The sequence below is a fragment of the Mesorhizobium terrae genome (assembly GCF_008727715.1).
Taxonomy (GTDB): domain Bacteria; phylum Pseudomonadota; class Alphaproteobacteria; order Rhizobiales; family Rhizobiaceae; genus Mesorhizobium; species Mesorhizobium terrae.
Window position 1 is genome coordinate 1,939,923 of record NZ_CP044218.1, and the last position, 22,683, is coordinate 1,962,605.

Consider the following 22,683-nt stretch of genomic DNA (forward strand, 5'->3'; position numbering starts at 1 on the left):
GGTTGGTCAAATAGCACCAGAATGCCAAAAAAGGCGGTCTTATGGGGAGCTCGCCTATGACCGGACCCTACCCTATCCGCTTCGCCCGCGCCACCATGCTCGACATCGCCTATGAGGAGCATGGCGAGCCCGGCGGCGACGCAATCGTCCTCTTGCATGGCTTTCCCTACGATCCGCGCTGCTATGACGAGGTCTGGCCGCTCCTTGTGGCGCAGGGGCATCGTGTCATCGTGCCTTATCTGCGCGGCTACGGGGCGACGCGGTTCCTGTCTTCCGAGACGATGCGCTCTGGCCAGCAGGCGGCGCTGGGGCTGGACCTCGTCGACCTGATGGATGCGCTGTCGATCGAAAAGGCGTCGCTGGCCGGTTACGACTGGGGTGGGCGCGCCGCCTGCATCGTTGCGGCACTCTGGCCGCAGCGGGCGCGCTGCCTGGTCACCGGCGACGGCTACAACATCCAGAACATCCCCGCTTCCGTGAACCCGGCCTCGCCCGAGACCGAGCACCGCTACTGGTATCAGTATTATTTCCATTCGGCGCGCGGCGTGCGCGGTCTGACCGAAAACCGCGACGCGCTGGCCCGGCTGTTGTGGAAATTGTGGTCGCCCACCTGGGCGTTCACGGACGATGCCTTCGCGCTGTCGGCCGCTTCCTTCCAGAATCCCGATTTCGTCGACATCGTCATCCATTCCTACCGGCACCGCTACGGCTACGCACCGGGAGATCCCATCCTGCAGCCCGTCGAGGACCGGCTGGCCGAACAACCGCTGATTTCGGTGCCGACCATATCGCTGTGCGGTGCCGACGACGGCGTCGGCCCGCCGGACGAGGAAGACGGCCACCAGTTTTCCGGCCCGTTCGAACGGCGCATTCTGCCGGGCGTCGGGCACAACATTCCGCAGGAGGCACCCCGGGCGACGGCGCAGGCATTGCTGGAGCTGCTCGGCAAGGGCTGAGTTTGCTTGCGCAAAGGCGATGCGGCCCGTAAGTGTCTGATCCAAAAGTCGCGATGCCGGGCTGCAAACGGCGCTTTTCTGCGCTTCGGTGCTCGCGTACTTTATGTACGCTCCGCTCCGATGCTCGAAAACCACCATTTTCGCCTCGGCCTAGCGGTTTTTTGATTCAGACACTAAACCTCGCATCATTGCTTGCGACAGGGGCTTACCGACGCCTTGACGTTCATCGACGCAGCCATCCTCTTCGTCGCCGGGCTGCTTTCCGGCATCGTCAATGCCGTCGCTGGCGGCGGCACCTTTCTCACTTTCGGGGCGATGAGCGTGCTTGGCATTCCGCCGATCGCGGCCAATGCGACGTCGTCGATCACGCAGTTTCCCGGCTACATCACCTCGACGCTGGCCTATTGGAGCGACATTAGGGCGATCTGGCGCAGCGCCGTGCTGCTTTGCATCGTTTCGGCTATCGGCGCGCTGGGTGGCGCGCTTTTGCTTCTGGCGCTCGACAATCCGTCGTTCCGCGCCATGGTGCCGTGGCTCTTGATCGCCGCCACCGCGCTGTTCGCCGCCGGGCCATGGCTGAAGCCGAAACCGAAACCCGGCCAACCGGCCGCCGTCGGGTCCGTCGCGGGTGCCGCGATGCAGTTCGCCACCGCCGTCTATGGCGGCTTCTTCGGCGCCGGCATGGGGGTGATGATGCTGGCGACGCTGGGCCTCACTCAAAGCGGCGACTACCACCGCCTCAATGCCCTGAAGAACATGTTCTCCATCGTCATTGCCGCCGTCGCCATCCTGATCTTCGTGTCGGGCGGCGTGGTGTCATGGCCGCAGGCGCTGGTGATGATCCCGGCCGTGGCGCTCGGCGGTTACCTTGGCGTGTGGATCGCCAAGCGCGTGCCGCAGAACGCGGTGCGTATCTTCGTCATCGCCGTCGGGCTGTTTTTGGCGGCGTATTATTTCCTGAAGGCGTAGGCGCCTTCAGGATTTGCCTGCCAGCAAATCCGGCCGGCGTTCGGCCGTCAGCTTTTCCGCTTGCTCGTGCCGCCATTGGGCAATCTTGCCGTGATTGCCCGAGATCAGCACGTCGGGGATTTGCCGGCCCTCGAATTCCTGCGGGCGGGTGTAGTGCGGGTGTTCGAGCAGGCCGTTCTCGAAGCTCTCCTCCTCGCCGGAGCGCTCGTTGCCCATGACGCCGGGCAGGAGCCGCACGACTGCATCGAGCAGAACCAGCGCCGCCGGCTCGCCGCCGGACAGGATGAAATCGCCGACGGAGACTTCTTCCAGGTTGCGCGCCTCGATGACCCGCTGGTCGACGCCTTCGAAACGGCCGCACAGGATGATGACGCCCGGCCCGGCCGCCAGTTCGCGCACGCGCGCCTGGGTCAGCGGTTTTCCGCGCGGGCTCATCAAAAGCTTCGGGCGCGGGTCGCCCTGCGGGCCGGTGCGATCGATGGCACGGGCCAGCACGTCGGCGCGCATCACCATGCCGGCGCCGCCGCCGGCCGGGCTGTCGTCCACCGTGCGGTGCTTGTCGGTGGCGAAGTCGCGGATCTGGACGGCGTCGAGCGACCAGTCGCCCCGCTCCAGCGCGCGGCCGGCCAGCGAAAGGCCAAGCGCGCCCGGAAACATCTCCGGATAGAGGGTGAGAACCGAAGCGGCGAAGCTCACCGGTTGCCCCCGGCACCTTTCGGACCGCGTGGGCGGCGCTTCGCATCGAAACCGTCGTCGCCGGGCGCCGGGCCGATGTTCGGTTCGCCGTCGCCGTCCTCATCCTCGACAAGACCGGCCGCGACCGGGTCGAGGCGCACGAAGCCATCTGCAATCGAAACTTCCGGCACGGCGGCGTGGGTGAACGGGACCAGCACGCCCTTGCGGGAGCCGAGCGTAATGTCGAGAATATCGCCGCCGCCGAAATTCTGCACCGCCGCCACCTTGCCGATGACGGCACCCGTATCGTCCCTGACCGCGAGGCCGACCAGGTCGGCATGGTAGAATTCGTCCTCGTCGCCATCGTCGGGCAGCGCCGAGCGGTCGACGAACAGTTCCGTTCCGGTCAGCGCCTCGGCGGCGTTGCGGTCACTGACGCCCTTGAAGCGCACCACAACCACCTCGTTGGCGGGTCGGATATCGGTGATCTCGAAGGCGCGGCCGTCCCTGGCGTAGAGCGGTCCGTAGTCGGCGAGCGCCAGCGGGTCGCCGGTGAAGGTCTTCACGCGCAGCTCGCCCTTGATGCCGTGCGCGGCACCGATGACGGCCATCTGGATCGGATTTTTCGGTTTGCTCATCGCCTGCGCTTCATCGCTTGCTAACCTGATCGGCAAATACTGCCTTATTCAATCGGGCCTGTTCTGCCAATGCAGGAATTCCTCATCGCCGCCAAACCGGACCTCCAGGCCGCTCGCGAAAGCTGGCTGAAGGCACTGGCCGGCGAGCGCCGGCTGTCGGCGCTGACGGTGGAAGCCTATGAGCGCGACACCCGCCAGTTCCTGCAATTTTTGACCGGCCATTGCGGCGGTCCGCCGGGCATCGCCGATGTCGCGGCGCTGCGCCCGGCCGATTTTCGCGGTTTCCTCGCCCTGCGCCGCAATGAAGGCGCCGGCGCCCGCACTTTGGGGCGCGGGCTGGCCGGTGTGCGCTCGCTGCTGCGTTTCCTGGAACGGCGCGGGTTGGTGAATGCGGCGGGCGCGGTGGCACTGCGCGCGCCGAAACAGCCGAAATCGCTGCCCAAGCCGCTGACCGCGGCGGATGCGCGGCGCGTGGTTTCGGCCGGCGAACAGCTTGCCGAAGAACCGTGGATCGCAGCCCGCAACGCCGCCGTCTTGACGCTTCTCTACGGTTCGGGCCTGCGCATTTCCGAGGCGCTCGGCCTCACCGGGGCCGATCTCGCGCATAGTTCGGAGACGGTGCTGCGTGTCACCGGCAAGGGCGGCAAGACCAGGCTGGTGCCGGTGCTGCCGGTGGCCTTCCAGGCGATCGCCGAATACCGCAAGCTCTGCCCCTATCGTCTGGGCGCGGACGGGCCGCTGTTTCGCGGCGCGCGCGGCGGCCCGCTCAATCCGGCGATCATCCAGCGCGAGATGGTGAAGCTGCGTTCGGCGCTGAACCTGCCGGAGACGGCGACGCCGCATGCGCTCAGGCATTCCTTCGCCACGCATCTGCTCGGCCGCGGCGGCGACCTGCGCACCATCCAGGAACTGCTCGGTCATGCCTCGCTGTCGACGACGCAAATCTATACCGGCGTCGACACCGCCCGCCTGCTCGATATCTACGAAGCCGCGCATCCCCGCGCCTGAGCCCCGGCTTGCCAGCGGGCGGTGACAATTTTCATCGCGCGGTTAACCGTTTTGCCGCCTTTGGCGCCTAGAACGATTGGCATGCATCTCGTTCCGACCAAGACCGACCGTGTCGCGCATCTGTCGTTGAAGCTGCTCGCGGCGGTCAACGTGCTTCTGTTCCTGTCCTTCCTGATCGTGGCGCTGCTGGCCGCCGGCCGCGCGCATGCCGAGATGGTGTCGTGCAGCGGCGCCGATATGGTCGCCGCGCTGCAGAAGAGCGATCCCGCCACCTATGCGAAGATCGAAAAGGAGGCGGCCGCCGTGCCCAACGGCAAGGGCCGGTTGTGGAGGCTGGAAAAGCCCGGCGAGAAGCCATCCTGGCTGTTCGGCACCATGCATATGACCGACCCGCGCGTGGTGACCCTGCCGGAGGCGGCGCAGAAGGCTTTCGACGGCGCCAATACGGTCATCATCGAGACGACCGACGTGCTCGACCAGGGCAAGATGATGGGGGCCCTGGCCAGGGAGCCTGATTTGATGATGTTCACCGACGGCACGACGTTGACGTCGCTGCTGCCGCCGGAGGATGCCAAGATCTTGGAGAGCGGCCTCGATGCGCGCGGCATTCCGGCGGCGAGCGTCGCCAAGATGAAACCATGGATGCTGTCGGCGATGGTCTCGCTGCCGGCCTGCGAGATGGCCCGCAAGAGCGCCGGTGCCCCGGTGCTCGACGTCAAGCTGGCGGAACAGGCCAAGGCGTCCGGCAAGGGCTTGGAGGGGCTGGAGACGGCCACCGACCAGCTGCGCGCCATGGCCTCGCTGCCGATGCAGCAGCACATCAAGGGGCTGGTGGAGACGCTGAAGCTCGGCGACAAGATCAACGACGTGTCGGAGACGATGATCGTGCTCTACCAGCGCGGCGACATCGGCATGATCTGGCCGCTGTTTCGGGCAACGCTGCCGGATGTGGCGGGCGACGAGGAAGGTTATTCGGCCTTCGAGGAAGCCATCGTGAACAAGCGCAATACGGTGATGGCCGAGCGCGCCTTGCCGATCCTGGCCAAGGGCAATGTGTTCATGGCCGTCGGCGCGCTGCATCTGCCCGGCGCGGAAGGACTGGTCGAGGATTTCCGCAAGGCCGGCTACACCGTCACGGCGGCGAACTGATCGCCCTTCAGGCGACCCGCGCCAGCATCGCCGGCACGATGACGCGGTGGAACGGCATGATGGTGGCCAGATAGGCGCGACCGAGTAGGTTGTGCGTGGCGACGAGCGTCGAAGCGCTGATCGACTGCCTGCTGCCGCTCAACGCGTCGACTTTCACCACCAGCCTGAAATCGAGATGCCGATCGTCGAGACCGAGCACCACGGTGGACGGGCTTTCGCTGATCAGCGGAAACAGGCCGATCACCTCCTGGTCGGCCGGCATGTCGACGGGCCCGGTCTTCAGGCCGAAGGGGCCGACCAGGATGTTGCGCAGCGCCAGCAACCAGTCGACCCAGGCCGGCCTGCGCGACATCACGCGCTCCGCCGCCGTTCGCGCGTCGAGCTGCTCACCGGCGATTTCGATCGCGAAGCTGTCGAAGAAATTGGCACCGGGCAATATCCCGGCATAGTCCGAAAGACCCTGCACTGTTGCCATATTGGTCGCTCCGGCTGAAGCCAGCTTGTAACCAGCCGAAAATAGTATCGTTTCGGTGCCAGAACGAGCTGACGAAACGTCGCTGGCCATTTGATTCGATTGTTCGGCGCGTCATGATTTTCCGCAGCAGAAAAACCCGCCGTGGGCTGAAAAAAGCGCGTTTTCGCCGATCCGCAGCTGAAAAAGCTGGGTGATACGGTGATTTTCATGGTCCCGTCGTTGTTTTGGTCCCATGCACCTTCTAAATTTTACACACAATCACGCGCGACGCGTTGATTGGCATTGATTGAAAACTTTCTCCCAGGAGGACTTCCCATGGCGGATTCATCCAACAGCTCTTCCGGCTCCGGTGGTGGCGGCAGCAGCTGGCTGATCGCGCTCGTAATCGTCGTTCTGGCCGTCGTCGCGTATTTCGTCTTCGGCCGCAGCGGTGGCGAGCACACGGCACCGGCCGAGGCTCCGGCAGCCAGCACGCCTGCTCCGGCACCGGCGGCGCCCGCCGCCGAACCGGCCAAGCCGGCTGCTCCCGCTCCGGCAACTCCGGCACCCGCTACGACCGCGCCGGCGCCTGCAAACCCGGCTCCGGCTGCTCCGGCTCAATAACCGGACACCAGAAAACAGAACGGCCCGCTAAAAAGCGGGCCGTTTCTTTTTGGGCGAAGCGAGGATGCGGCGCGCGCCGCGACCTCACAGGTGAATTGGCTTGAAGAAGGTGGCGAGCGCCGCTTCCTTGACCGCCTCCGACATGGTTGGGTGGGCGTGACAGCTGCGGGCGAGGTCTTCCGAAGAACCGCCGAACTCCATCAGCACCACCGCCTCGTGGATCATCTCGCCGGCGCCGAAACCGAGGATGTGCACGCCGAGCACGCGGTCGCTGGCCTTGTCGGCCAGGATCTTCACGAAACCGTCGGTGTGCAGCATGGCGCGCGCGCGGCCATTAGCGGTAAAGGGGAACTTGCCGACCTTGTAGTCGATGCCGGCCTTCTTCAGTTCCTCTTCGGTCTTGCCGACCGAGGCGACTTCGGGGCTGGTGTAGACCACGCTCGGGATGACGTCGTAGTTCACATGACCGGCCTGGCCGGCGATGCTTTCGGCCACGGCAACGCCTTCGTCCTCGGCCTTGTGCGCCAGCATCGGCCCGGCGATGACGTCGCCGATGGCATAGATGCCGGGCACGTTGGTGCGCCAATGGTTGTCGGTCTTGACGCGGCCGCGCTCGTCCAGTTCAACGCCGGCCTCCTTGAGACCGAGCGCGTCGGTGTAGGGCCGGCGGCCGGTGGCGATCAGCACAGCGTCGGCCTCGATGGTCTCGGCCGCGCCGCCCTTGACCGGTTCGAACGTGACCGTCGCGCCCTTCTTGGCCTTGGCGACGCCGGTGACCTTGGCGCCCAGCTTGAACTCGAAGCCCTGCTTGGCCAGCATGCGCTGGAACTGCTTGGACACTTCGCCATCCATGCCGCCGAGAATGGAATCCAGATATTCGACGACGGTGACCTTGGCGCCGAGGCGGGACCAGACCGAGCCGAGCTCGAGGCCGATGACGCCGCCGCCGACCACGACGAGATGACCGGGCACCTTCTCCAGCGACAGCGCGCCGGTGGACGAGACGATGACCTTCTCGTCGATGTCGACCTTGACGCCCGGAATGCCGGCGACGTCGGACCCGGTGGCGATGACGATGTTCTTCGCCTCGATCTCCTGGACCTTGCCGTCCTCGCCGGTGACGGAAACCTTGCCGGCGGAGACCACCTTGCCGGTGCCGCGGAAGGCGTCGATCTTGTTCTTCTTGAACAGGAAGGCGACGCCAGTGACGTTGGACGCCACGGTCGCGTCCTTATGCGCCATCATCTTCTTCAGATTGAGCTTCGGCGTGCCGACCTCGACGCCCAGCGTGTCGAAGGAATGCTGCGCCTCGGCCAGCATTTCGGAAGCGTGCAGCAGTGCCTTGGACGGGATGCAGCCGATGTTGAGGCAGGTGCCGCCATAAGTCTCGCGCTTCTCGACCACGGCCACCTTCAGGCCAAGCTGCGCCGCCTTGATGGCGCACACATAGCCGCCCGGGCCAGATCCGATAACGACGACGTCATAAGCCATGGTCCTGTCCTTCCTGCTGGGCGGTCAGCGGCCGCCGCTTACGTTCACAATCGAGCCCGTCGTATATGATGCCTCGTCCGACAAAAGCCAGAGCACGGCATGGGCGACTTCTTCCGCCTTGCCCTCGCGTTTCATCGGTACGCTGTCGCGGATTGCCGCGACGCGTCCCGGCTGACCGCCGGAGGCATGGATTTCGGTGTCGATGATGCCCGGCCGGACGGCGTTGACGCGCACGCCTTCATTGGCGACCTCGCGGGCCAGGCCGAGGGTGAAGGTGTCGATGGCGCCCTTGGAGGCGGCATAGTCGACATATTCGCCGGGCGAGCCCAGCAACGCGGCGGCGGACGAGAGGTTGACGATGGAGCCGCCCTTGCCGCCGCGCAGCGTCGACATGCGTCTGACCGCCTCGCGGGCACAGAGGATCGAGCCGATGACGTTGATGCGCATCATGCGTTCCAGGCGCGCGGCGCTCAGTTCGTCGACACGCGCCTTGGCATCGACCACGCCGGCATTGTTGACGAAGGCGTCGAGCGATCCAAAGCGCTTGTCGACGGTTTCGAACATGGAGAGCACGTTGGCCTCGTCGCCGACATCGCCCTTGACGGCGAAGGCTTCGCCGCCTCCGGCCTTGATCTCGGCGACCAGCGTTTCGGCTGCCTCCTGGTTGGAGGCGTAGTTTATCGCGACGCGGTAGCCCGCTCCGGCCGCCAGCCGGCACACTGCGGCGCCGATGCCACGGCTGCCGCCGGTGACGAGCAGGGTTTTTCCGGGCGCGGTCATTCCTGGCAGCCTTTCAGCGCAAAGACATCCCAAGGCAGTTTGGGCAATTTATCGTGGATGGCTGAGCGGCCGAGCTGTCCGGCGAGATCGGGGAAGATCAGCGTGGCCGGCGCGTCCTTGCGCTCATTGGGCAGAAGGTCGACCGCGCCCTTGGCGTCGGCCGTATAGATCACGCCTTCCCAGACGGTGCAGGCCGCGAGTTCCCCGCCGGTGACGTCGCCTTCGGGGCATTGGTGCATGAGTGAGCCATGTGGGCGGGCGGCATCGCCGCTCCACAAGACGACGCCATCCAGCATCACATCCTTGCCGACCACCATCTTGAAGGTGTTGGTGGTCGTGGCCGAGCCCATGGTCGGCCTGAAATCGATCTCCGCCGCCTGCTCGCGCTCGCCATAGACGGCGAGTTCGATCGGGCACGCCGCCAGTGCTGGCGAGGCGCCGAGCAGAGCCAGGGATTGGATCAGGACCGACAGCCTCGACATGCGGCGCTCAGCTCGCCTGCTGCGTGGCCAGGCGTATGCCAAGGCCAATGAAGATGACGCCGGTGACGCGGTTGAACCAGCGGCCCCAGGCAAGGAAACGCGCCCTGACGGAGGCAACCGTGAAAAAGGACGAGACCGCGACGAACCACAGGATCAGCGTTGCCGCCATCAAGAGACCGTAGACCGCCTGCACCGTGGCCGGCGTGTCGTGGCTGACGAGCGCGGTGAACAGCGACAGGAAGAACAGCACCGGCTTCGGGTTCAACGCATTGGTGGCGAAGCCGAGCAGGAAGCAGCGCAATGCCGAAGGCGGCGCGGCCGGCGTCGTCGCCTCGGCCGTGTCCGGCATTTCGAAGGTGTCGGCGCGCAGCGACTTCCAGCCGAGATAGACGAGATAGGCCGCACCCGCCCATTTCAGCAGACCGAACAGGAACAGCGATTTGGCGACGATGATGCCGATGCCGAGGATGGTGTAGCCGATGTGGAACAGCAGCGAGGCGCCGATGCCGAAGCTGGTGACAATGGCCGTGCGCCGGCCGTGCACCAGGCTTTGCCGCACGACGAGCAGGAAATCGGCGCCGGGCGAGACCACCAGGACCGAGAAGACGGCCATCAGGCCGAGGAATTCATAGACGTAGTGCATCGATCGATATCCTGCCCGTCGCAGCCCTGCCCAGTCCTAAGCCATCAACCTGACCAGCATCAAGACGAGACCGAGGAGGGAGACGAACCATACGATGGTGCGCAGGACCGGAACGCCCGCCGCATAGAGACCGAGATACACGATCCTGGCGGCAAACCACAGCCATGCGCCGGTGGCGCCAAGCCCGCCGGTCTTGCCGGTGACGGCTAGCGCCAGCGCCAGCGCGATGAAGGCGGGATAGGTTTCGAGCAGGTTGCCGAGCGCGCGCGTCAGCCGTCCCGCCAGCACGCTGTTGGTCTGGCGCCCCTGATCGCGCGGGCCGAGCAGATATCTGACGCTGATATCGCCGGAAAGATCGAGCGCCAGCGCCTGTGCCAGGATATGGGCGATCAGGAACGCAACGCTCAGGCCCAGGACCAAAATCTCAACCGACGCCGCCGCTGCTTCCATTATTTCCCCGATCAATTCCCTTGCCGTGTCAGCCGAGCAGCCTGACCAGCATCATCGCCAGGCCGACGATGGAGGCGGTCCAGATCACTGTGCGAACGACAGGTATGCCCGCCGCATAAGCAATGAGGTAGAGCACGCGCGCCACGATCCACACCACCGCGCCGGTGGCGGCGATGCCGCCGGTCTTGCCGGTGAGGGCAAGCGCCAGCACCAGGGCGATGAAGGCCGGATAGGTCTCGAGCAGGTTGCGCAAGGCACGCAGAAGGCGCCCGGCCAAAACGTTTTTCGAGACGCGGTTTTCGTCGCGGGCGCTGAACAGGTATTTCGGGCCGAGATCGCCGATGGTGGAAGCCTGGGCGATGACCTGTACGAGCAGGAGCGCGGCGCTCCAGCCAAGAACCCAGACTTCAGTCGATGCTGCAACAGCTTCCATATTCCTTGTCCCCCTGATGCGAGACGCGGAGCGCCTCGCCATGATCAGTTACAAGCGAAAGTCGTTTGCCGGCCGGTCGTTTCGACCGGCCAGGGAGAATAATCTTCTCCGCGCAGCAAATGGAAGCGGGGCCTTAGAGATCCAGAACGAGCCGCTCCGGATCCTCGAGGCTTTCCTTGACCCGTACCAGGAAGGTGACGGCTTCCTTGCCGTCGACGATGCGGTGGTCGTAGGAGAGCGCCAGATACATCATCGGGCGGATGACGATCTGTCCGCCGACCACGACCGGACGGTCCTGGATCTTGTGCATGCCGAGAATGCCCGACTGCGGCGCGTTGAGGATCGGGGTCGACATCAGCGACCCGTAGACGCCGCCATTGGAGATGGTGAAGGTGCCGCCCTGCATGTCGGCGACCGACAGCTTGCCATCGCGCGCGGCGAGGCCAAGGCGGCCGATTTCCTTTTCGATCTCGGCGATCGACATCTGGTCGGCATTGCGGACGACCGGAACCACCAGGCCCTTCTCGGTGCCGACGGCGACGCCGACATGGGCGAAGTTCTTGTAGATGATGTCGGTGCCGTCGATCTCGGCGTTGACGGCCGGGATTTCCTTCAGCGCATGGGTCACCGCCTTGGTGAAGAAGCCCATGAAGCCGAGCTTCACGCCGTGCTTCTTCTCGAAGACGTCCTTGTATTTGCTGCGCAGGTCCATCACCGCCTTCATGTCCACCTCGTTGAAGGTGGTGAGCATGGCGGCGGTCGACTGCGCTTCCTTCAGGCGGCGCGCAATGGTCTGGCGCAGCTTGGTCATGCGCACGCGCTCTTCGCGCGAGGCGTCGTCGGCATTGGACGGTGCGCGCACGGCAACCGGGGCGGCGGCGGGCGCCGCGGCCGGGGCGGAAACGCCCTTGGCAATGGCGTCAAGCACGTCGCCCTTCAGCACCTGGCCGCGCTTGCCGGAACCCGCAACCTGGTCGACCGCGATGTTGCTTTCGGCGAGCAATTTGGCGGCGCTCGGTGCCGGCGGCATGGCGGTCTGGGCAACGGCTTCCTTGACAGTCGAAGCGGCGGTCGGCGCGGACGCCTGGGCGACGGCTGCCGGCTTGGCGGCGGGGGCACCCGCACCGGCCGAAATCGAGCCGAGCAGGGCGCCGACGCCGACGGTCTCACCTTCCTTGACGATGATCTCGGCCAGCGTGCCCGCGGCCGGAGCCGGCACTTCCACCGTCACCTTGTCGGTTTCCAGCTCGACCAGCGGTTCGTCGGCGGCGATGGCGTCGCCAACCTTCTTGAACCACTTGCCGATCGTGGCTTCGGTGACGGACTCGCCGAGTGTCGGGACTTTGATTTCGGTAGCCATGTGCCTGTCCGTTGTTTTCGGTTCGGTTCAGTTATCAAGCCCGGCTCAGCCGCCGAGCGCGTCTTCGAGGAATGCGGCGAGCTGCGCCAGATGCTTCGACATCAGGCCGGTGGCCGGCGAAGCGGCGGCCGGGCGGCCGGTGTAGCGAACGCGCTGATGCTTGGCGTCGATATGGGCGAGCACCCATTCCAGATACGGGTCGATGAACGACCAGGCGCCCATGTTCTTGGGCTCTTCCTGGCACCACACCATCTCGGCGTTGCGGAAGCGCGAAAGCTCGGTGATCAGTGCCTTGGCCGGGAACGGATAGAGCTGCTCGACGCGCAACAGGTAGATGTCGTCGATGCCGCGCTTCTCGCGTTCCTCGTAGAGGTCGTAATAGACCTTGCCGGTGCACAGCACCACGCGGCGGATCTTGGAATCCTTGACCAGCTTGATCGTCTGGTTGGGCAAAAGCTGCGCATCGTCCCACAACAGGCGATGGAACGAGCTTTCGCCCGACAGATCGGCGATGGTCGATACGGCGCGCTTGTGGCGCAGCAGCGACTTCGGCGTCATCAGGATCAGCGGCTTGCGGAAGTCACGCTTCAGCTGCCGGCGCAGGATGTGGAAGTAGTTGGCCGGCGTGGTGCAGTTGGCGACCTGCATGTTGTCTTCGGCGCAGAGCTGCAGGAAGCGCTCGAGGCGCGCCGAGGAATGCTCGGGGCCCTGGCCTTCATAGCCGTGCGGCAGGAGGCAGACGAGGCCCGACATGCGCAGCCACTTGCGCTCGCCCGACGAGATGAACTGGTCGAACACCACCTGGGCGCCGTTGGCGAAGTCGCCGAACTGCGCTTCCCACAAGGTCAGCGCCTTGGGCTCGGCCAGCGAATAGCCATATTCGAAGCCCAGCACCGCCTCTTCCGAGAGCATCGAGTTGATGACCTCGTAGCCGGCCTGCGCGGCCGACAGATTGTTCAGCGGAATGTAGCGGGTCTCGTCGCGCTGGTCGTAGAGCACCGAGTGGCGCTGCGAGAAGGTGCCGCGTTCGGAATCCTGGCCGGACAGGCGGATCGGGTTGCCGTCGAGCAGGATCGCGCCGAAAGCCAGCGCCTCGGCCGTCGACCAGTCGATGCCTTCGCCGGTTTCGATCGCCTGGCGGCGGTTTTCCAGGAAGCGCGCGATGGTCTTGTGCGCCTCGAAGTCCTTCGGCACTTCGGTCAGCTTCTTGCCGATTTCCTTCAGGGTCTTCACCGGCACCGCGGTCTTGCCGCGGCGCAGCTCGTCCTGCTGGTCGGCCGAGCGCAGGCCGGACCAGGCGCCGTCGAGCCAGTCGGCCTTGTTCGGCTTGTAGGCCTGGCCGACTTCCCATTCGGTTTCCAGATGCGCGCGCCAGTCGGCCTTCATCTTGTCGAAATCGGCCTGAGACATATGGCCTTCGGCGATCAGGCGGTCGGCATAAAGCTGCACGGCGGTCTTCTGCGTGCGGATCTTGCGGTACATGATCGGCTGCGTGAAGGCCGGTTCGTCGCCTTCGTTGTGGCCGAAGCGGCGATAGCAGAACATGTCCACGACCACCGGCTTGTGGAACTTCATGCGGAATTCGGTCGCCACCTTGGCGGCGAACACCACCGCTTCCGGATCGTCGCCGTTGACGTGGAAGATCGGCGCCTCGATCATCTTGGCGACGTCGGACGGGTAAGGCGACGAGCGCGAGAAGCGCGGGTTCGTGGTGAAGCCGATCTGGTTGTTGATGATGAAGTGCAGCGTACCGGCGACGCGGTGGCCGCGCAGGCCCGACAGGCCGAGGATTTCAGCGATCACGCCCTGGCCGGCGAAAGCGGCGTCGCCATGCAGCAGCAGCGGCATCACCTTGGCGCGCTCCGACAGCGAGACGATCTCGCCGCGCTCGCGGCCAGCCATCTGGTCCTGCTTGGCGCGGGCCTTGCCCATCACCACCGGGTCGACGATTTCCAGATGCGAGGGGTTGGCGGTCAGCGACAGGTGCACCTTGTTGCCGTCGAACTCGCGGTCCGACGAAGCGCCGAGATGGTACTTCACGTCGCCCGAGCCCTCGACGTCGTCGGGTGCGTAGGAGCCGCCCTTGAACTCATGGAAGATGGCGCGATGCGGCTTGGCCATCACCTGGGAGAGCACGTTGAGGCGGCCGCGATGGGCCATGCCGAGCACGACCTCCTTGAGGCCAAGCGCGCCGCCGCGCTTCAAGATCTGCTCCAGCGCCGGGATCAGCGATTCGCCGCCATCGAGACCGAAACGCTTGGTGCCCTTGTACTTCACGTCGAGGAACTGCTCGAAGCCTTCGGCCTCGATCAACTTCTGCAGAATGGCCTTCTTGCCTTCGGCGGTGAAGGAGATTTCCTTGTCGGTGCCCTCGATGCGCTCCTGGATCCACGCCTTCTCCTCGGGATCGGAGATATGCATGAACTCGACGCCGAGCGTCGAACAATAGGTGCGGGTGAGGATTTCCAGCATCTGCCGGATGGTGCCGAATTCGAGGCCCAGAACATTGTCGAGGAAGATCGGCCGGTCGTAGTCGGCTTCGGTGAAGCCGTAATTCTGCGGCGACAGCTCGTTGTAGTCCTCGAGCGGGTTGGCGATGCCGAGCGGATCGAGATTGGCGTGCAGATGGCCGCGCATGCGGAAGGCGCGGATCATCATGATGGCGCGCACGGAATCGCGCGTCTGCTGATGGACATCGGCCTCGGAGATGGCGACGCCGTTGGCGACGGCCTTTTCCTTGACCTTCTTCTCGATCGTCTTTTCGACCAGGCCCCAATTGCCGTCGAGCGCCGAAACCAGTTCGCCATTGGCGGTCAGCGGCCAGGACGGCCGCGCCCAGGATGCGCCCTTGGCGTTCCTGCGCACATCGGACGCATCGTCCTTCAGCGCGGCGAAGAATTCCTGCCACTGCGGATCGACCGAGGCGGGATTGTCCTCATAGGCGGCATAAAGCGCGTCGATATAGTCGGCGTTGCCGCCATAAAGGAACGAGGTGAGGGAAAACTGGTCGTTGGCCTGATCTTGTCGTGCCATCTGTTGTCTCGGAGCGTCGGCTCCGTCTCCTGATTTCGGTAGTCGGTCTTCGGCAGTCGGCAATCGGAAAATGAACCGACTGCCTATTGCCGACTGCCCATTGCCTAACCCTTGATCGCCTCGACCAGCGTCGTGCCGAGACGCGCCGGCGATGGCGATACGCGGATGCCCGCGGATTCCATCGCGGCGATCTTGTCTTCCGCGCCGCCCTTGCCGCCCGAGATCACCGCGCCGGCGTGACCCATGGTGCGGCCAGCGGGCGCCGTGCGGCCGGCGATGAAACCGGCCATCGGCTTCTTGCGGCCGCGCTTGGCCTCGTCCTTGAGGAACTGCGCGGCGTCTTCCTCGGCCGAGCCGCCGATCTCGCCGATCATGATGATCGACTTGGTCTCGTCGTCGGCGAGGAACATCTCCAGCACGTCGATGAACTCGGTGCCCTTGACCGGGTCGCCGCCGATGCCGACCGCGGTGGTCTGGCCGAGGCCGACATTGGTGGTCTGGAACACCGCCTCATAGGTAAGCGTTCCCGAGCGCGAAACAACGCCCACCGAACCCTTCTTGAAGATGTTGCCGGGCATGATGCCGATCTTGCACTGCTCAGGCGTCAGGATGCCGGGGCAGTTCGGGCCGAGCAGCCGCGACTTCGACTTTTCCAGGCGCGCCTTGACGCGCACCATGTCCATCACCGGGATGCCCTCGGTGATGCAGACGATGAACGGGATCTCGGCCTCGATGGCCTCGATGATGGCTTCGGCCGCGCCCGCCGGCGGCACATAGACGACCGAGGCGGTGGCGCCGGTCCTCTCCTTGCCTTCGGCGACCGACGCGAAGATCGGCAAGGCCTCGCCCTTGGCGCCGGTCCAGGTCTCGCCACCCTTCTTGGGGTGGATGCCGCCGACCATCTGCGTGCCGTAATAGGCCAGCGCCTGCTCGGTGTGGAAGGTGCCGGTCTTGCCGGTCAGGCCCTGGACCAGGACTTTGGTGTTCTTGTCGACGAGAATGGACATGCCCAACCTTTTTACGAGAGGGTGATGGAGGAAGGCGAAACGCGCCGGTAGACGCCGTTCACCATGTCTTGCCAGATGTCGCTGCCGGCGGCCTTGAATTCGAGGCGCATGCGGTAGCTGTCGGGAGTATCGAAGCGATAGGTTGTCCGCGCGGCGCCGCGCGGCGAGCTTTTCACCAAAGCCAGTCCGGTGTCGCCCCAGGTTCCGGTTGCCGGCTCAGCCGGCACGAAGCCCATCGTATCGAACTGGTGCATGGTGCAGGTGGCGTTCGGCTGGTCGACGCCGAAGATGTTGTGCGAAGCGAAGGACGTCTTGCCGTCGCGAGCCTGGCGATAGCGCTGCATCACGAACAGGCCGCCGAACTCGGCTTGCGCGGTAACCTCGGCGGTTGCCGAACCGGCTGGCGCCCATTGCGTGGCCGAAATCTCCTCCTCGCCATGCCACGCGCCAACCAGCGCCTGGAGGCGCTGGTGGTCGGGTGACAGGGTTGGGGAAGACGCCGTGTTCATGGTCAAAGCCGCTTTAACGCCGCGCTCAGCCCTTCTTGACCGCGGCGACGATCTTCTTTGCCGCATCGTCGAGATCGTCGGCCGAGGTGACGTTCAGGCCGCTCTCGTTGATGATCTTCTTGCCCAGCTCGGCATTGGTGCCTTCCAGGCGCACCACCAGCGGCACTTTCAGGCCGACTTCCTTGACCGCGGCGATGACGCCCTCGGCGATGACATCGCATTTCATGATGCCGCCGAAGATGTTGATGAGGATGCCCTCGACCGCCGGGTCCTTGGTGATGATCTTGAAGGCGGCCGTGACCTTTTCCTTCGAAGCGCCGCCGCCGACGTCGAGGAAGTTGGCGGGCTCGGCACCGTAGAGCTTGATGATGTCCATCGTGGCCATGGCGAGGCCGGCGCCGTTGACCATGCAGCCGATATTGCCGTCGAGCGCAACATAGGCGAGGTCGTATTTCGACGCCTCGATTTCCTTCTCGTCCTCTTCGCTGGTGTCGCGCAGCTCGACGATGTCGGCGTGGCGGAACAAAGCGTTGTTGTCGAACGACACCTTGGCGTCGAGCACGCGCAGGCGGCCGCTTTTCATGACGATCAGCGGGTTGACCTCGAGCAGGCTCATGTCCTTCTCGACGAAGGCCTTGTAGAGGATCGGGAACAGCGTTTCGCCGTCCTTGGCCGCGTCGCCCGAAAGCTTCAGCGCAGCGTTGAGCTTGGCGACGTCGGCAGCGGTAACGCCGGCCTCCGGATCGATCGCAACCGTGATGATCTTCTCCGGCGTGTCGTGGGCAACGGTCTCGATGTCCATGCCGCCTTCGGTCGAAACGACGAAGGCGACGCGGCCGACCGAGCGGTCGACCAGGATCGACAGATAGAGCTCGCGGTCGATGTCGGCGCCGTCCTCGATATAGAGGCGGTTGACCTGCTTGCCGGCGGGGCCGGTCTGCTTGGTCACCAGAGTGTGGCCGAGCATCTCGTTGACGTTGGTGACAACCTCGGCGATCGACTTGGCGAGACGCACGCCGCCCTTGGCGTCGGCGGACAGTTCCTTGAACTTGCCCTTGCCGCGACCGCCGGCATGGATCTGGCTCTTCACCACATAAAGCGGCCCGGGCAGGCGCTTGGCGGCAGCCTCGGCATCCGCCGCCTGGAACACCGGCACGCCCTCGGCGACCGGCGCTCCGAAACCCTTCAGAACCTGCTTGGCCTGATATTCGTGGATGTTCATCGGAACGTTCCTCGCTTACTTCTGGCCAAGTTGCGGCGCGATCGCCACGCAGGCTTCGCACAGGCCCTTCACGGCCTCGACCGACCTCTCGAACATCTTCTCTTCGGTCTTGTTGAAGTCGAGCTCGAGGATGCGCTCGACGCCGCCGGCACCGATCACCACCGGCACGCCGACATAGGTGTCCTTGATGCCGTACTGGCCGTTGAGGTGGGCGGCGCAGGGCAGGACGCGCTTCTTGTCCTTCAGGTAGCTCTCGGCCATGGCGACCGCCGAGGCGGCCGGCGCATAATAGGCCGAGCCGGTCTTGAGCAGGCCGACGATCTCGCCGCCACCCTTGCGGGTGCGCTCGACGATGGCGTCGAGCTTCTCCTGGCTGGTCCAGCCCATCTTGATGAGGTCGGGCAGCGGCACGCCGGCAACGGTGGAATAACGCACCATCGGCACCATGTCGTCGCCGTGGCCGCCGAGCGTCATGGCGCTGACGTCCTCGACGGAAACCTTGAATTCCTCGGCGAGGAAGTAGCGGAAGCGGGCCGAGTCGAGCACGCCGGCCATGCCGACCACGTGGCTCTTCGGCAGGCCCGAGAACTTCTGCAGCGCCCAGACCATGGCGTCGAGCGGGTTGGTGATGCAGATGACGAAAGCGTTGGGGGCATATTTCTTGATGCCGGCGCCGACCTGTTCCATCACCTTGAGGTTGATGCCGAGCAGATCGTCACGGCTCATGCCGGGCTTGCGCGGCACGCCGGCGGTGACGATGCAGACGTCAGCGCCTTCGATGCCGGCATAGTCGTTGACGCCGACATAACGGGCGTCGAAGCCGTCGACGGGCGAGGATTCGGCGATATCCAGGCCCTTGCCCTGCGGGATGCCCTCGGCGATATCGAACAGGACGACGTCGCCGAGTTCCTTGAGGCCGATCAGATGGGCGAGCGTGCCGCCGATCATGCCAGAGCCGATGAGCGCTATCTTGTTGCGTGCCATGTGAGGATCAATTCCCTTGTCTTGGACGGCGCCATTGCGGCGTCGGAGGAGAGGCCGTTAGGGTCGGGAACCCGCGAAATTTCGCCGCACCCAATAGACCCGCCGTGGGAAAAGTTCAAACGATTATTTTGGAGCTAAATATTTCAATCGGTTAGATTGTCTGGGATTTACGTAAACGTCAAAGTTTACGAACCCGGTTCGAAGGATCGCCACGAGATAGGCATAGAAATCAGAAGAATGTTGCCGGGTGATGACGCCCTGTTCGCTGAGGTTGCCGAGGAGGTGTTCGACGAGCCGGTCGACGCGTCGCGGCTCGAGGGCTTTGCGAGAAAATGAAGCGTTTTGCGGGATCGTGGCGCGCCCGATCCGACACCAACATAGGATCGCGGGCCGGGTCGCTTGCCTCTACTGGCGGGGTATCGCGCTTCCTGCCATGAATGCGCCATGGCGATGTTCCTCACCGCACTGCATCTTTTGCTCTTTTTGGCCGTGACATTGCGCGTGTTGGCGCGCTCGGACATGCTGCCGACGACACGAGTGGCGTGGATCCTGGTTTTGCTGGTCGTGCCCGCTTTCGGCCTGTTGCTCTATTTCTTCGTCGGCGAGGTCAATTTCCGCGGTCCCGCCCGCGCCGCCCACACCGCCGCCGAAACGGCAACCCGGTCGTTCGTGATTGCCAGCGGAGAGAGGCCGGACCTTGGCCGCTTCGGCGTCGCCAGCGGCTTTGCCACTTCAATCAACGGTTTCGGTGCGACCGAGGGCAACAAGGGCGAACTCCTGGACAGTCCTGCCGGTGCCAGGGCGCGCATGATCGAGGACTTCGACAATGCCAGGGAAAACATCTGCGTCCTTTATTACATCTGGCTCGATGACGGCACGGGACGCGCGGTAGCGGACGCGCTGATCAGGGCAGCCAAACGCGGCGTGCGCTGCAAGGCCATGGTCGATGCGGTCGGATCGCGCGCCTTCATCGAGAGCGAGACCTGCGCCTGGCTGCAGGCCGCCGGCGTCGAAACCACGGTCGCGTTGCCGCTCGGCAATCCGCTGAAGACCATGTTCCAGCGTCGCCTCGATCTGCGCAATCACCGCAAGATCACCGTGATCGACGACAGGATCCTGCATTGCGGAAGCCAGAACTGCGCCGACGCTGAATTTCGCGTGAAGCCGAACTTCGCGCCATGGGTGGATGTCATGGTCCGCTTCGAAGGACCGGTCGTGCACCAGATGCACCTTCTGTTCGCGCAAGACTGGCTGAGCGACCGCCCCAACGAGCTGATGCATTTCGACAGGGTCGTCAAACCCATGCCCGGCGGCTTCGTCGCCCAAACGGTGGGCACCGGGCCGAACGTCAAACATGGCGTCACCGCGCAATTGTTTTCGCGCCTCATCTACGAGGCCCGCAGCGAACTGATCGTCTCGACGCCCTATTTCGTGCCGGGCGAAACGGTGTGCGAGGCGCTGACGAGTGCCGCGCAATCCGGCGTGGCGGTGACGCTGATCCTGCCGCGTCGCAACGATTCCGGTTTTGTCCGGAATGCCAGCCGTTCGTACTATCCACGTCTGGTCGCCGCCGGCGTCAGGATCGCGGAATATAATGGCGGCCTGCTGCATTCCAAGACGCTGACCATCGACGGCGAGACGGCCTTTCTCGGCTCGTCCAACATGGATATCCGCAGCTTCGACCTGAATTTCGAAAACGACATCCTGTTCACCGACAGGGTGCTGACCGGCAAAATCCGCGAACGGCAGATGGCCTATCTGGCGGACTCGACACCGGTCGATCCGGCCGGGGTAAAGGCGTGGTCGATCCCGCGGCGCATCTGGTTCAACGCCTTCGCGATCGTCGGACCGATCTTGTAAAATCCGCCTATCTGCCCCGGGTTGGCGCGCTAGGAGAGAGCGGACGGTGCGGGCTGCAAGGCGTGCCGGTCCTTCCAGTCGTCCAGCCAATCCTTGCTCTGCATCTCGATCAGCCGCGAGGCGGTGCGGTCGAATTCGAAGGCTTCGGTGACGCCGGCACGACCGGCATAAAGCTTTTCCGGCGAGGCCTCCGCGCTCATCACCACGCGCTTTTTCGTATCGTAAAGCGTGTCCACCAGGAGGATGAAACGCTTGGTCGGGTTGCGGCGGGTCTGGTCGAGCATCGGCACATGGTCGATGAAGATCGTGTCGAACCGTTGCGCGATCGCCAGATAGTCGCGTGCGCCGAGCGGCGCGTCGCACAGTTCCGCGAAGGTGAAGCGGGCATTGGCGCCCACCGCGCGGGGAACCGCGACGTGCCGGCCCTTGATCGGAATGTCCAGGGGTGCCGCGACATGGCCGTGGGTGACGGCATGCCAGGTATCATCCATCCGACGGTCGGTGTCGGCTTCCAGCGGGGTCATATAGACCGGCATGCGCGAAAGCTTTTCCAGCCGGTAGTCCGTATCGGAATCCAGCGTCACCACATCGGCATGCCGTTCGAGGATCGCGATGAAGGGCAGGAAAAGCTGGCGGTTCAAGCCATCGCGGTAGAGGTCTCGCGGCGCGACATTGGAGGTGGCGATCAGCACGACGCCGTTGGCGAACAGCGCCGAAAACAGCCTGGACAGGATCATGGCGTCGGCGATGTCGGTGACGCTGAACTCGTCAAAGCACAGCACCCACGATTCTTCGGCCAGCGCTTTGGCCACCGGCGGGATCGGGTCGTCTTCCTTGACGGTGCCTTCCTTGCGGGCCTGCCGGTGCTTCTGGATGCGGTCCTGCACGTCCGCCATGAAGTCGTTGAAATGGACGCGCCGCTTGCGCCTGACCGGCAGAAGCTCAAAGAAGATGTCCATCAGCATCGTCTTGCCACGGCCGACGCCGCCGTGGACGTAAAGGCCTTTCACGGCCGTCGGTGCGCGGGGCCGCTTGGCGAACAGCCAGCCCAGCGCACTGGATTTTTGCGCCAGCCGCTTGTCGGCGATCTCGTCGACGAGGCGGTCGAGCCGCCCGACGATGCGCTCCTGCGCCGGGTCGCGCGACACGGCGCCGGTTTCGACCAGATGATCGTAGCGCTGCCTGACGGTCACATGGGTCTGGAGGCCGTCACGCACATGCATGGGGTCTGGTCACCGGATAGGGATTGGAAGAACGCCTATCCTATCTGGAAAGCGAGATCGGCTGGCCATTCGAGGTCTGGCCGTCGAACTTGGTCGGGCTGGAGGAATAGAGCCTGGCCAGCGTGCCGCCGTCCTGATCGAAGAGGGTCAACTGCTTGCCGGCGACGTTCCACGACTTGACGTTGTCGATGGGCGGCGGGCAGCGCAGCGGGCCGGCGCGATAACCCTGGCCGAATTTGGTCTGCGGTGTCGCCACCTTGCAGCTCTGGCCGGCGACCGAGGCGCTCCACACGCCGGCGATGGCCGAGGCGGTGAGGTCAGGCGCGTTGGCCGGAGGCTGGCCGCCGCCTGGCGGCAGCGAAGCGACCTGGGTGCCACCCGGCGCGGTCGGGAACTTGGAGGCGTCCGTCGCAGCCGGAGCGGCCGGAGGCGGCAACTGGCTGGAGGACACGGTGCCCGAAGGCTGCGGCTCGAGCGGTGCGGGCTTTGAATCTTCCGAGCCAAAACGCGTGCTGGTACAGCCGCTGGCAAGGAGCGCGGCAAGGGATACGGCTACGAGACCGGATCTCGAAAGAATCATGGCAACCTCCGCGGCCCGCTACGGGCGCCGTCCAACGAAATGCACGCCCCACCAAAACGGCGAAGACGGCAGAATTTCAACCCGATATGGTTAAAATAGGGTTTGCGCCGGCGTCTGTTGCAATTTTATCGCAGGTGGATGTGGTGGGGCGGC

23 protein-coding genes are annotated in these 22,683 nt (G+C 64.7%); 6 read left to right on the top strand and 17 right to left on the bottom strand.

Annotated elements, in window-relative coordinates:
• The first annotated feature begins 56 nt into the window (after positions 1–56).
• Entirely contained in the window at positions 57–956 is a 900-nt protein-coding gene (locus FZF13_RS10590; RefSeq protein ID WP_024923193.1) for an alpha/beta fold hydrolase, read from the top strand.
• Between the two features lie 216 nt (positions 957–1,172).
• Positions 1,173–1,925, top strand: coding sequence for a sulfite exporter TauE/SafE family protein (locus FZF13_RS10595; RefSeq protein ID WP_024923192.1), 753 nt, complete (start codon positions 1,173–1,175; stop codon positions 1,923–1,925).
• A 6-nt stretch (positions 1,926–1,931) separates the two neighbouring features.
• Here the strand turns inward: FZF13_RS10595 and trmD are convergent, their stop codons facing one another.
• Both trmD and rimM read right to left on the bottom strand, forming a co-directional pair.
• A complete protein-coding gene (trmD, locus tag FZF13_RS10600; protein WP_024923191.1) occupies positions 1,932–2,621 on the bottom strand; it encodes a tRNA (guanosine(37)-N1)-methyltransferase TrmD in 690 nt (229 codons plus the stop codon).
• A complete protein-coding gene (gene rimM / locus FZF13_RS10605; RefSeq protein ID WP_024923190.1) occupies positions 2,618–3,238 on the bottom strand; it encodes a ribosome maturation factor RimM in 621 nt (206 codons plus the stop codon). Before rimM ends, trmD begins: the two co-directional genes overlap by 4 nt.
• Positions 3,239–3,307: 69 nt before the next feature.
• Between rimM and FZF13_RS10610 the strand changes: the two genes are divergently transcribed.
• Both FZF13_RS10610 and FZF13_RS10615 read left to right on the top strand, forming a co-directional pair.
• On the top strand, positions 3,308–4,246 hold the full coding sequence (locus FZF13_RS10610; RefSeq protein ID WP_024923189.1) for a tyrosine recombinase XerC: 939 nt from the start codon (positions 3,308–3,310) through the stop codon (positions 4,244–4,246).
• A gap of 81 nt (positions 4,247–4,327) precedes the next feature.
• The gene (locus tag FZF13_RS10615) at positions 4,328–5,395 is read left to right on the top strand and encodes a TraB/GumN family protein (protein ID WP_024923188.1); all 1,068 of its coding nucleotides are present in this window, start codon (positions 4,328–4,330) and stop codon (positions 5,393–5,395) included.
• Between the two features lie 7 nt (positions 5,396–5,402).
• On the opposite strand, the gene FZF13_RS10620 is transcribed toward FZF13_RS10615, so the two are convergent.
• On the bottom strand, positions 5,403–5,870 hold the full coding sequence (locus tag FZF13_RS10620; RefSeq protein WP_024923187.1) for a DUF2867 domain-containing protein: 468 nt from the start codon (positions 5,868–5,870) through the stop codon (positions 5,403–5,405).
• Between the two features lie 315 nt (positions 5,871–6,185).
• Between FZF13_RS10620 and FZF13_RS29155 the strand changes: the two genes are divergently transcribed.
• Complete coding sequence (locus FZF13_RS29155; protein ID WP_024923186.1) at positions 6,186–6,473, top strand: hypothetical protein; 288 nt, start codon at positions 6,186–6,188, stop codon at positions 6,471–6,473.
• Positions 6,474–6,557: 84 nt separating this feature from the next.
• Here the strand turns inward: FZF13_RS29155 and lpdA are convergent, their stop codons facing one another.
• From lpdA to mdh, 12 genes are all read right to left on the bottom strand, one after another.
• Positions 6,558–7,964, bottom strand: a complete 1,407-nt coding sequence (gene lpdA, locus FZF13_RS10630; protein ID WP_024923185.1) for a dihydrolipoyl dehydrogenase — start codon at positions 7,962–7,964, stop codon at positions 6,558–6,560.
• Between the two features lie 24 nt (positions 7,965–7,988).
• Positions 7,989–8,744, bottom strand: coding sequence for an SDR family oxidoreductase (locus tag FZF13_RS10635; protein ID WP_024923184.1), 756 nt, complete (start codon positions 8,742–8,744; stop codon positions 7,989–7,991).
• Entirely contained in the window at positions 8,741–9,226 is a 486-nt protein-coding gene (locus FZF13_RS10640) for a hypothetical protein (RefSeq protein WP_024923183.1), read from the bottom strand. The genes FZF13_RS10635 and FZF13_RS10640 overlap by 4 nt, the downstream gene beginning before the upstream one ends.
• Before the next feature lie 7 nt (positions 9,227–9,233).
• Entirely contained in the window at positions 9,234–9,869 is a 636-nt protein-coding gene (locus tag FZF13_RS10645; RefSeq protein ID WP_024923182.1) for a LysE family translocator, read from the bottom strand.
• 36 nt (positions 9,870–9,905) lie between these two features.
• Positions 9,906–10,319 carry an MAPEG family protein gene (locus FZF13_RS10650; RefSeq protein ID WP_024923181.1) on the bottom strand — a complete coding sequence of 138 codons (414 nt, stop codon included), beginning with the start codon at positions 10,317–10,319 and terminating at the stop codon, positions 9,906–9,908.
• 28 nt (positions 10,320–10,347) lie between these two features.
• Positions 10,348–10,752 carry an MAPEG family protein gene (locus FZF13_RS10655; protein WP_024923180.1) on the bottom strand — a complete coding sequence of 135 codons (405 nt, stop codon included), beginning with the start codon at positions 10,750–10,752 and terminating at the stop codon, positions 10,348–10,350.
• A 133-nt stretch (positions 10,753–10,885) separates the two neighbouring features.
• Positions 10,886–12,112 (bottom strand): 2-oxoglutarate dehydrogenase complex dihydrolipoyllysine-residue succinyltransferase, encoded by a 1,227-nt coding sequence (odhB, locus tag FZF13_RS10660; protein ID WP_024923179.1) that lies wholly within the window; start codon positions 12,110–12,112, stop codon positions 10,886–10,888.
• 45 nt (positions 12,113–12,157) lie between these two features.
• The gene (locus tag FZF13_RS10665) at positions 12,158–15,145 is read right to left on the bottom strand and encodes a 2-oxoglutarate dehydrogenase E1 component (protein ID WP_024923178.1); all 2,988 of its coding nucleotides are present in this window, start codon (positions 15,143–15,145) and stop codon (positions 12,158–12,160) included.
• 104 nt (positions 15,146–15,249) lie between these two features.
• Positions 15,250–16,152, bottom strand: coding sequence for a succinate--CoA ligase subunit alpha (gene sucD / locus FZF13_RS10670; protein ID WP_024923177.1), 903 nt, complete (start codon positions 16,150–16,152; stop codon positions 15,250–15,252).
• A gap of 11 nt (positions 16,153–16,163) precedes the next feature.
• Positions 16,164–16,661 (bottom strand): DUF1579 family protein, encoded by a 498-nt coding sequence (locus tag FZF13_RS10675; protein WP_024923176.1) that lies wholly within the window; start codon positions 16,659–16,661, stop codon positions 16,164–16,166.
• A gap of 25 nt (positions 16,662–16,686) precedes the next feature.
• Positions 16,687–17,883 (bottom strand): ADP-forming succinate--CoA ligase subunit beta, encoded by a 1,197-nt coding sequence (gene sucC / locus FZF13_RS10680; RefSeq protein ID WP_024923175.1) that lies wholly within the window; start codon positions 17,881–17,883, stop codon positions 16,687–16,689.
• Between the two features lie 15 nt (positions 17,884–17,898).
• Positions 17,899–18,867 (bottom strand): malate dehydrogenase, encoded by a 969-nt coding sequence (mdh, locus tag FZF13_RS10685; RefSeq protein WP_024923174.1) that lies wholly within the window; start codon positions 18,865–18,867, stop codon positions 17,899–17,901.
• A gap of 444 nt (positions 18,868–19,311) precedes the next feature.
• Here mdh and FZF13_RS10695 point away from each other — a divergent pair, with 444 nt between their 5' ends.
• Positions 19,312–20,727 (top strand): phospholipase D-like domain-containing protein, encoded by a 1,416-nt coding sequence (locus FZF13_RS10695; protein ID WP_024923173.1) that lies wholly within the window; start codon positions 19,312–19,314, stop codon positions 20,725–20,727.
• A gap of 29 nt (positions 20,728–20,756) precedes the next feature.
• Here FZF13_RS10695 and zapE read toward each other — a convergent pair whose 3' ends face one another.
• Together zapE and FZF13_RS10705 are read right to left on the bottom strand one after the other, a co-directional pair.
• Complete coding sequence (zapE, locus tag FZF13_RS10700) at positions 20,757–21,950, bottom strand: cell division protein ZapE (protein ID WP_024923172.1); 1,194 nt, start codon at positions 21,948–21,950, stop codon at positions 20,757–20,759.
• A gap of 40 nt (positions 21,951–21,990) precedes the next feature.
• Positions 21,991–22,530: an AprI/Inh family metalloprotease inhibitor gene (locus tag FZF13_RS10705; RefSeq protein ID WP_024923171.1), complete on the bottom strand. Its 540-nt coding sequence runs from the start codon at positions 22,528–22,530 to the stop codon at positions 21,991–21,993.
• Positions 22,531–22,683: the final 153 nt, after the last annotated feature.

Excerpts from the sequence above, each read along its gene's own strand:
- FZF13_RS29155 (WP_024923186.1), top strand. The coding sequence starts at position 6,186 with ATGGCGGATTCATCCAACAGCTCTTCCGGCTCCGGTGGTGGCGGCAGC.
- FZF13_RS10640 (WP_024923183.1), bottom strand. The coding sequence starts at position 9,226 with ATGTCGAGGCTGTCGGTCCTGATCCAATCCCTGGCTCTGCTCGGCGCC.
- lpdA (WP_024923185.1), bottom strand. The coding sequence starts at position 7,964 with ATGGCTTATGACGTCGTCGTTATCGGATCTGGCCCGGGCGGCTATGTG.
- FZF13_RS10635 (WP_024923184.1), bottom strand. The coding sequence starts at position 8,744 with ATGACCGCGCCCGGAAAAACCCTGCTCGTCACCGGCGGCAGCCGTGGC.
- FZF13_RS10615 (WP_024923188.1), top strand. The coding sequence starts at position 4,328 with ATGCATCTCGTTCCGACCAAGACCGACCGTGTCGCGCATCTGTCGTTG.
- FZF13_RS10620 (WP_024923187.1), bottom strand. The coding sequence starts at position 5,870 with ATGGCAACAGTGCAGGGTCTTTCGGACTATGCCGGGATATTGCCCGGT.
- FZF13_RS10645 (WP_024923182.1), bottom strand. The coding sequence starts at position 9,869 with ATGCACTACGTCTATGAATTCCTCGGCCTGATGGCCGTCTTCTCGGTC.
- zapE (WP_024923172.1), bottom strand. The coding sequence starts at position 21,950 with ATGCATGTGCGTGACGGCCTCCAGACCCATGTGACCGTCAGGCAGCGC.
- FZF13_RS10705 (WP_024923171.1), bottom strand. The coding sequence starts at position 22,530 with ATGATTCTTTCGAGATCCGGTCTCGTAGCCGTATCCCTTGCCGCGCTC.
- FZF13_RS10665 (WP_024923178.1), bottom strand. The coding sequence starts at position 15,145 with ATGGCACGACAAGATCAGGCCAACGACCAGTTTTCCCTCACCTCGTTC.
- odhB (WP_024923179.1), bottom strand. The coding sequence starts at position 12,112 with ATGGCTACCGAAATCAAAGTCCCGACACTCGGCGAGTCCGTCACCGAA.
- mdh (WP_024923174.1), bottom strand. The coding sequence starts at position 18,867 with ATGGCACGCAACAAGATAGCGCTCATCGGCTCTGGCATGATCGGCGGC.
- FZF13_RS10655 (WP_024923180.1), bottom strand. The coding sequence starts at position 10,752 with ATGGAAGCTGTTGCAGCATCGACTGAAGTCTGGGTTCTTGGCTGGAGC.
- FZF13_RS10590 (WP_024923193.1), top strand. The coding sequence starts at position 57 with ATGACCGGACCCTACCCTATCCGCTTCGCCCGCGCCACCATGCTCGAC.
- sucC (WP_024923175.1), bottom strand. The coding sequence starts at position 17,883 with ATGAACATCCACGAATATCAGGCCAAGCAGGTTCTGAAGGGTTTCGGA.
- rimM (WP_024923190.1), bottom strand. The coding sequence starts at position 3,238 with ATGAGCAAACCGAAAAATCCGATCCAGATGGCCGTCATCGGTGCCGCG.
- FZF13_RS10675 (WP_024923176.1), bottom strand. The coding sequence starts at position 16,661 with ATGAACACGGCGTCTTCCCCAACCCTGTCACCCGACCACCAGCGCCTC.
- FZF13_RS10650 (WP_024923181.1), bottom strand. The coding sequence starts at position 10,319 with ATGGAAGCAGCGGCGGCGTCGGTTGAGATTTTGGTCCTGGGCCTGAGC.
- FZF13_RS10610 (WP_024923189.1), top strand. The coding sequence starts at position 3,308 with ATGCAGGAATTCCTCATCGCCGCCAAACCGGACCTCCAGGCCGCTCGC.
- FZF13_RS10695 (WP_024923173.1), top strand. The coding sequence starts at position 19,312 with ATGGCGATGTTCCTCACCGCACTGCATCTTTTGCTCTTTTTGGCCGTG.
- sucD (WP_024923177.1), bottom strand. The coding sequence starts at position 16,152 with ATGTCCATTCTCGTCGACAAGAACACCAAAGTCCTGGTCCAGGGCCTG.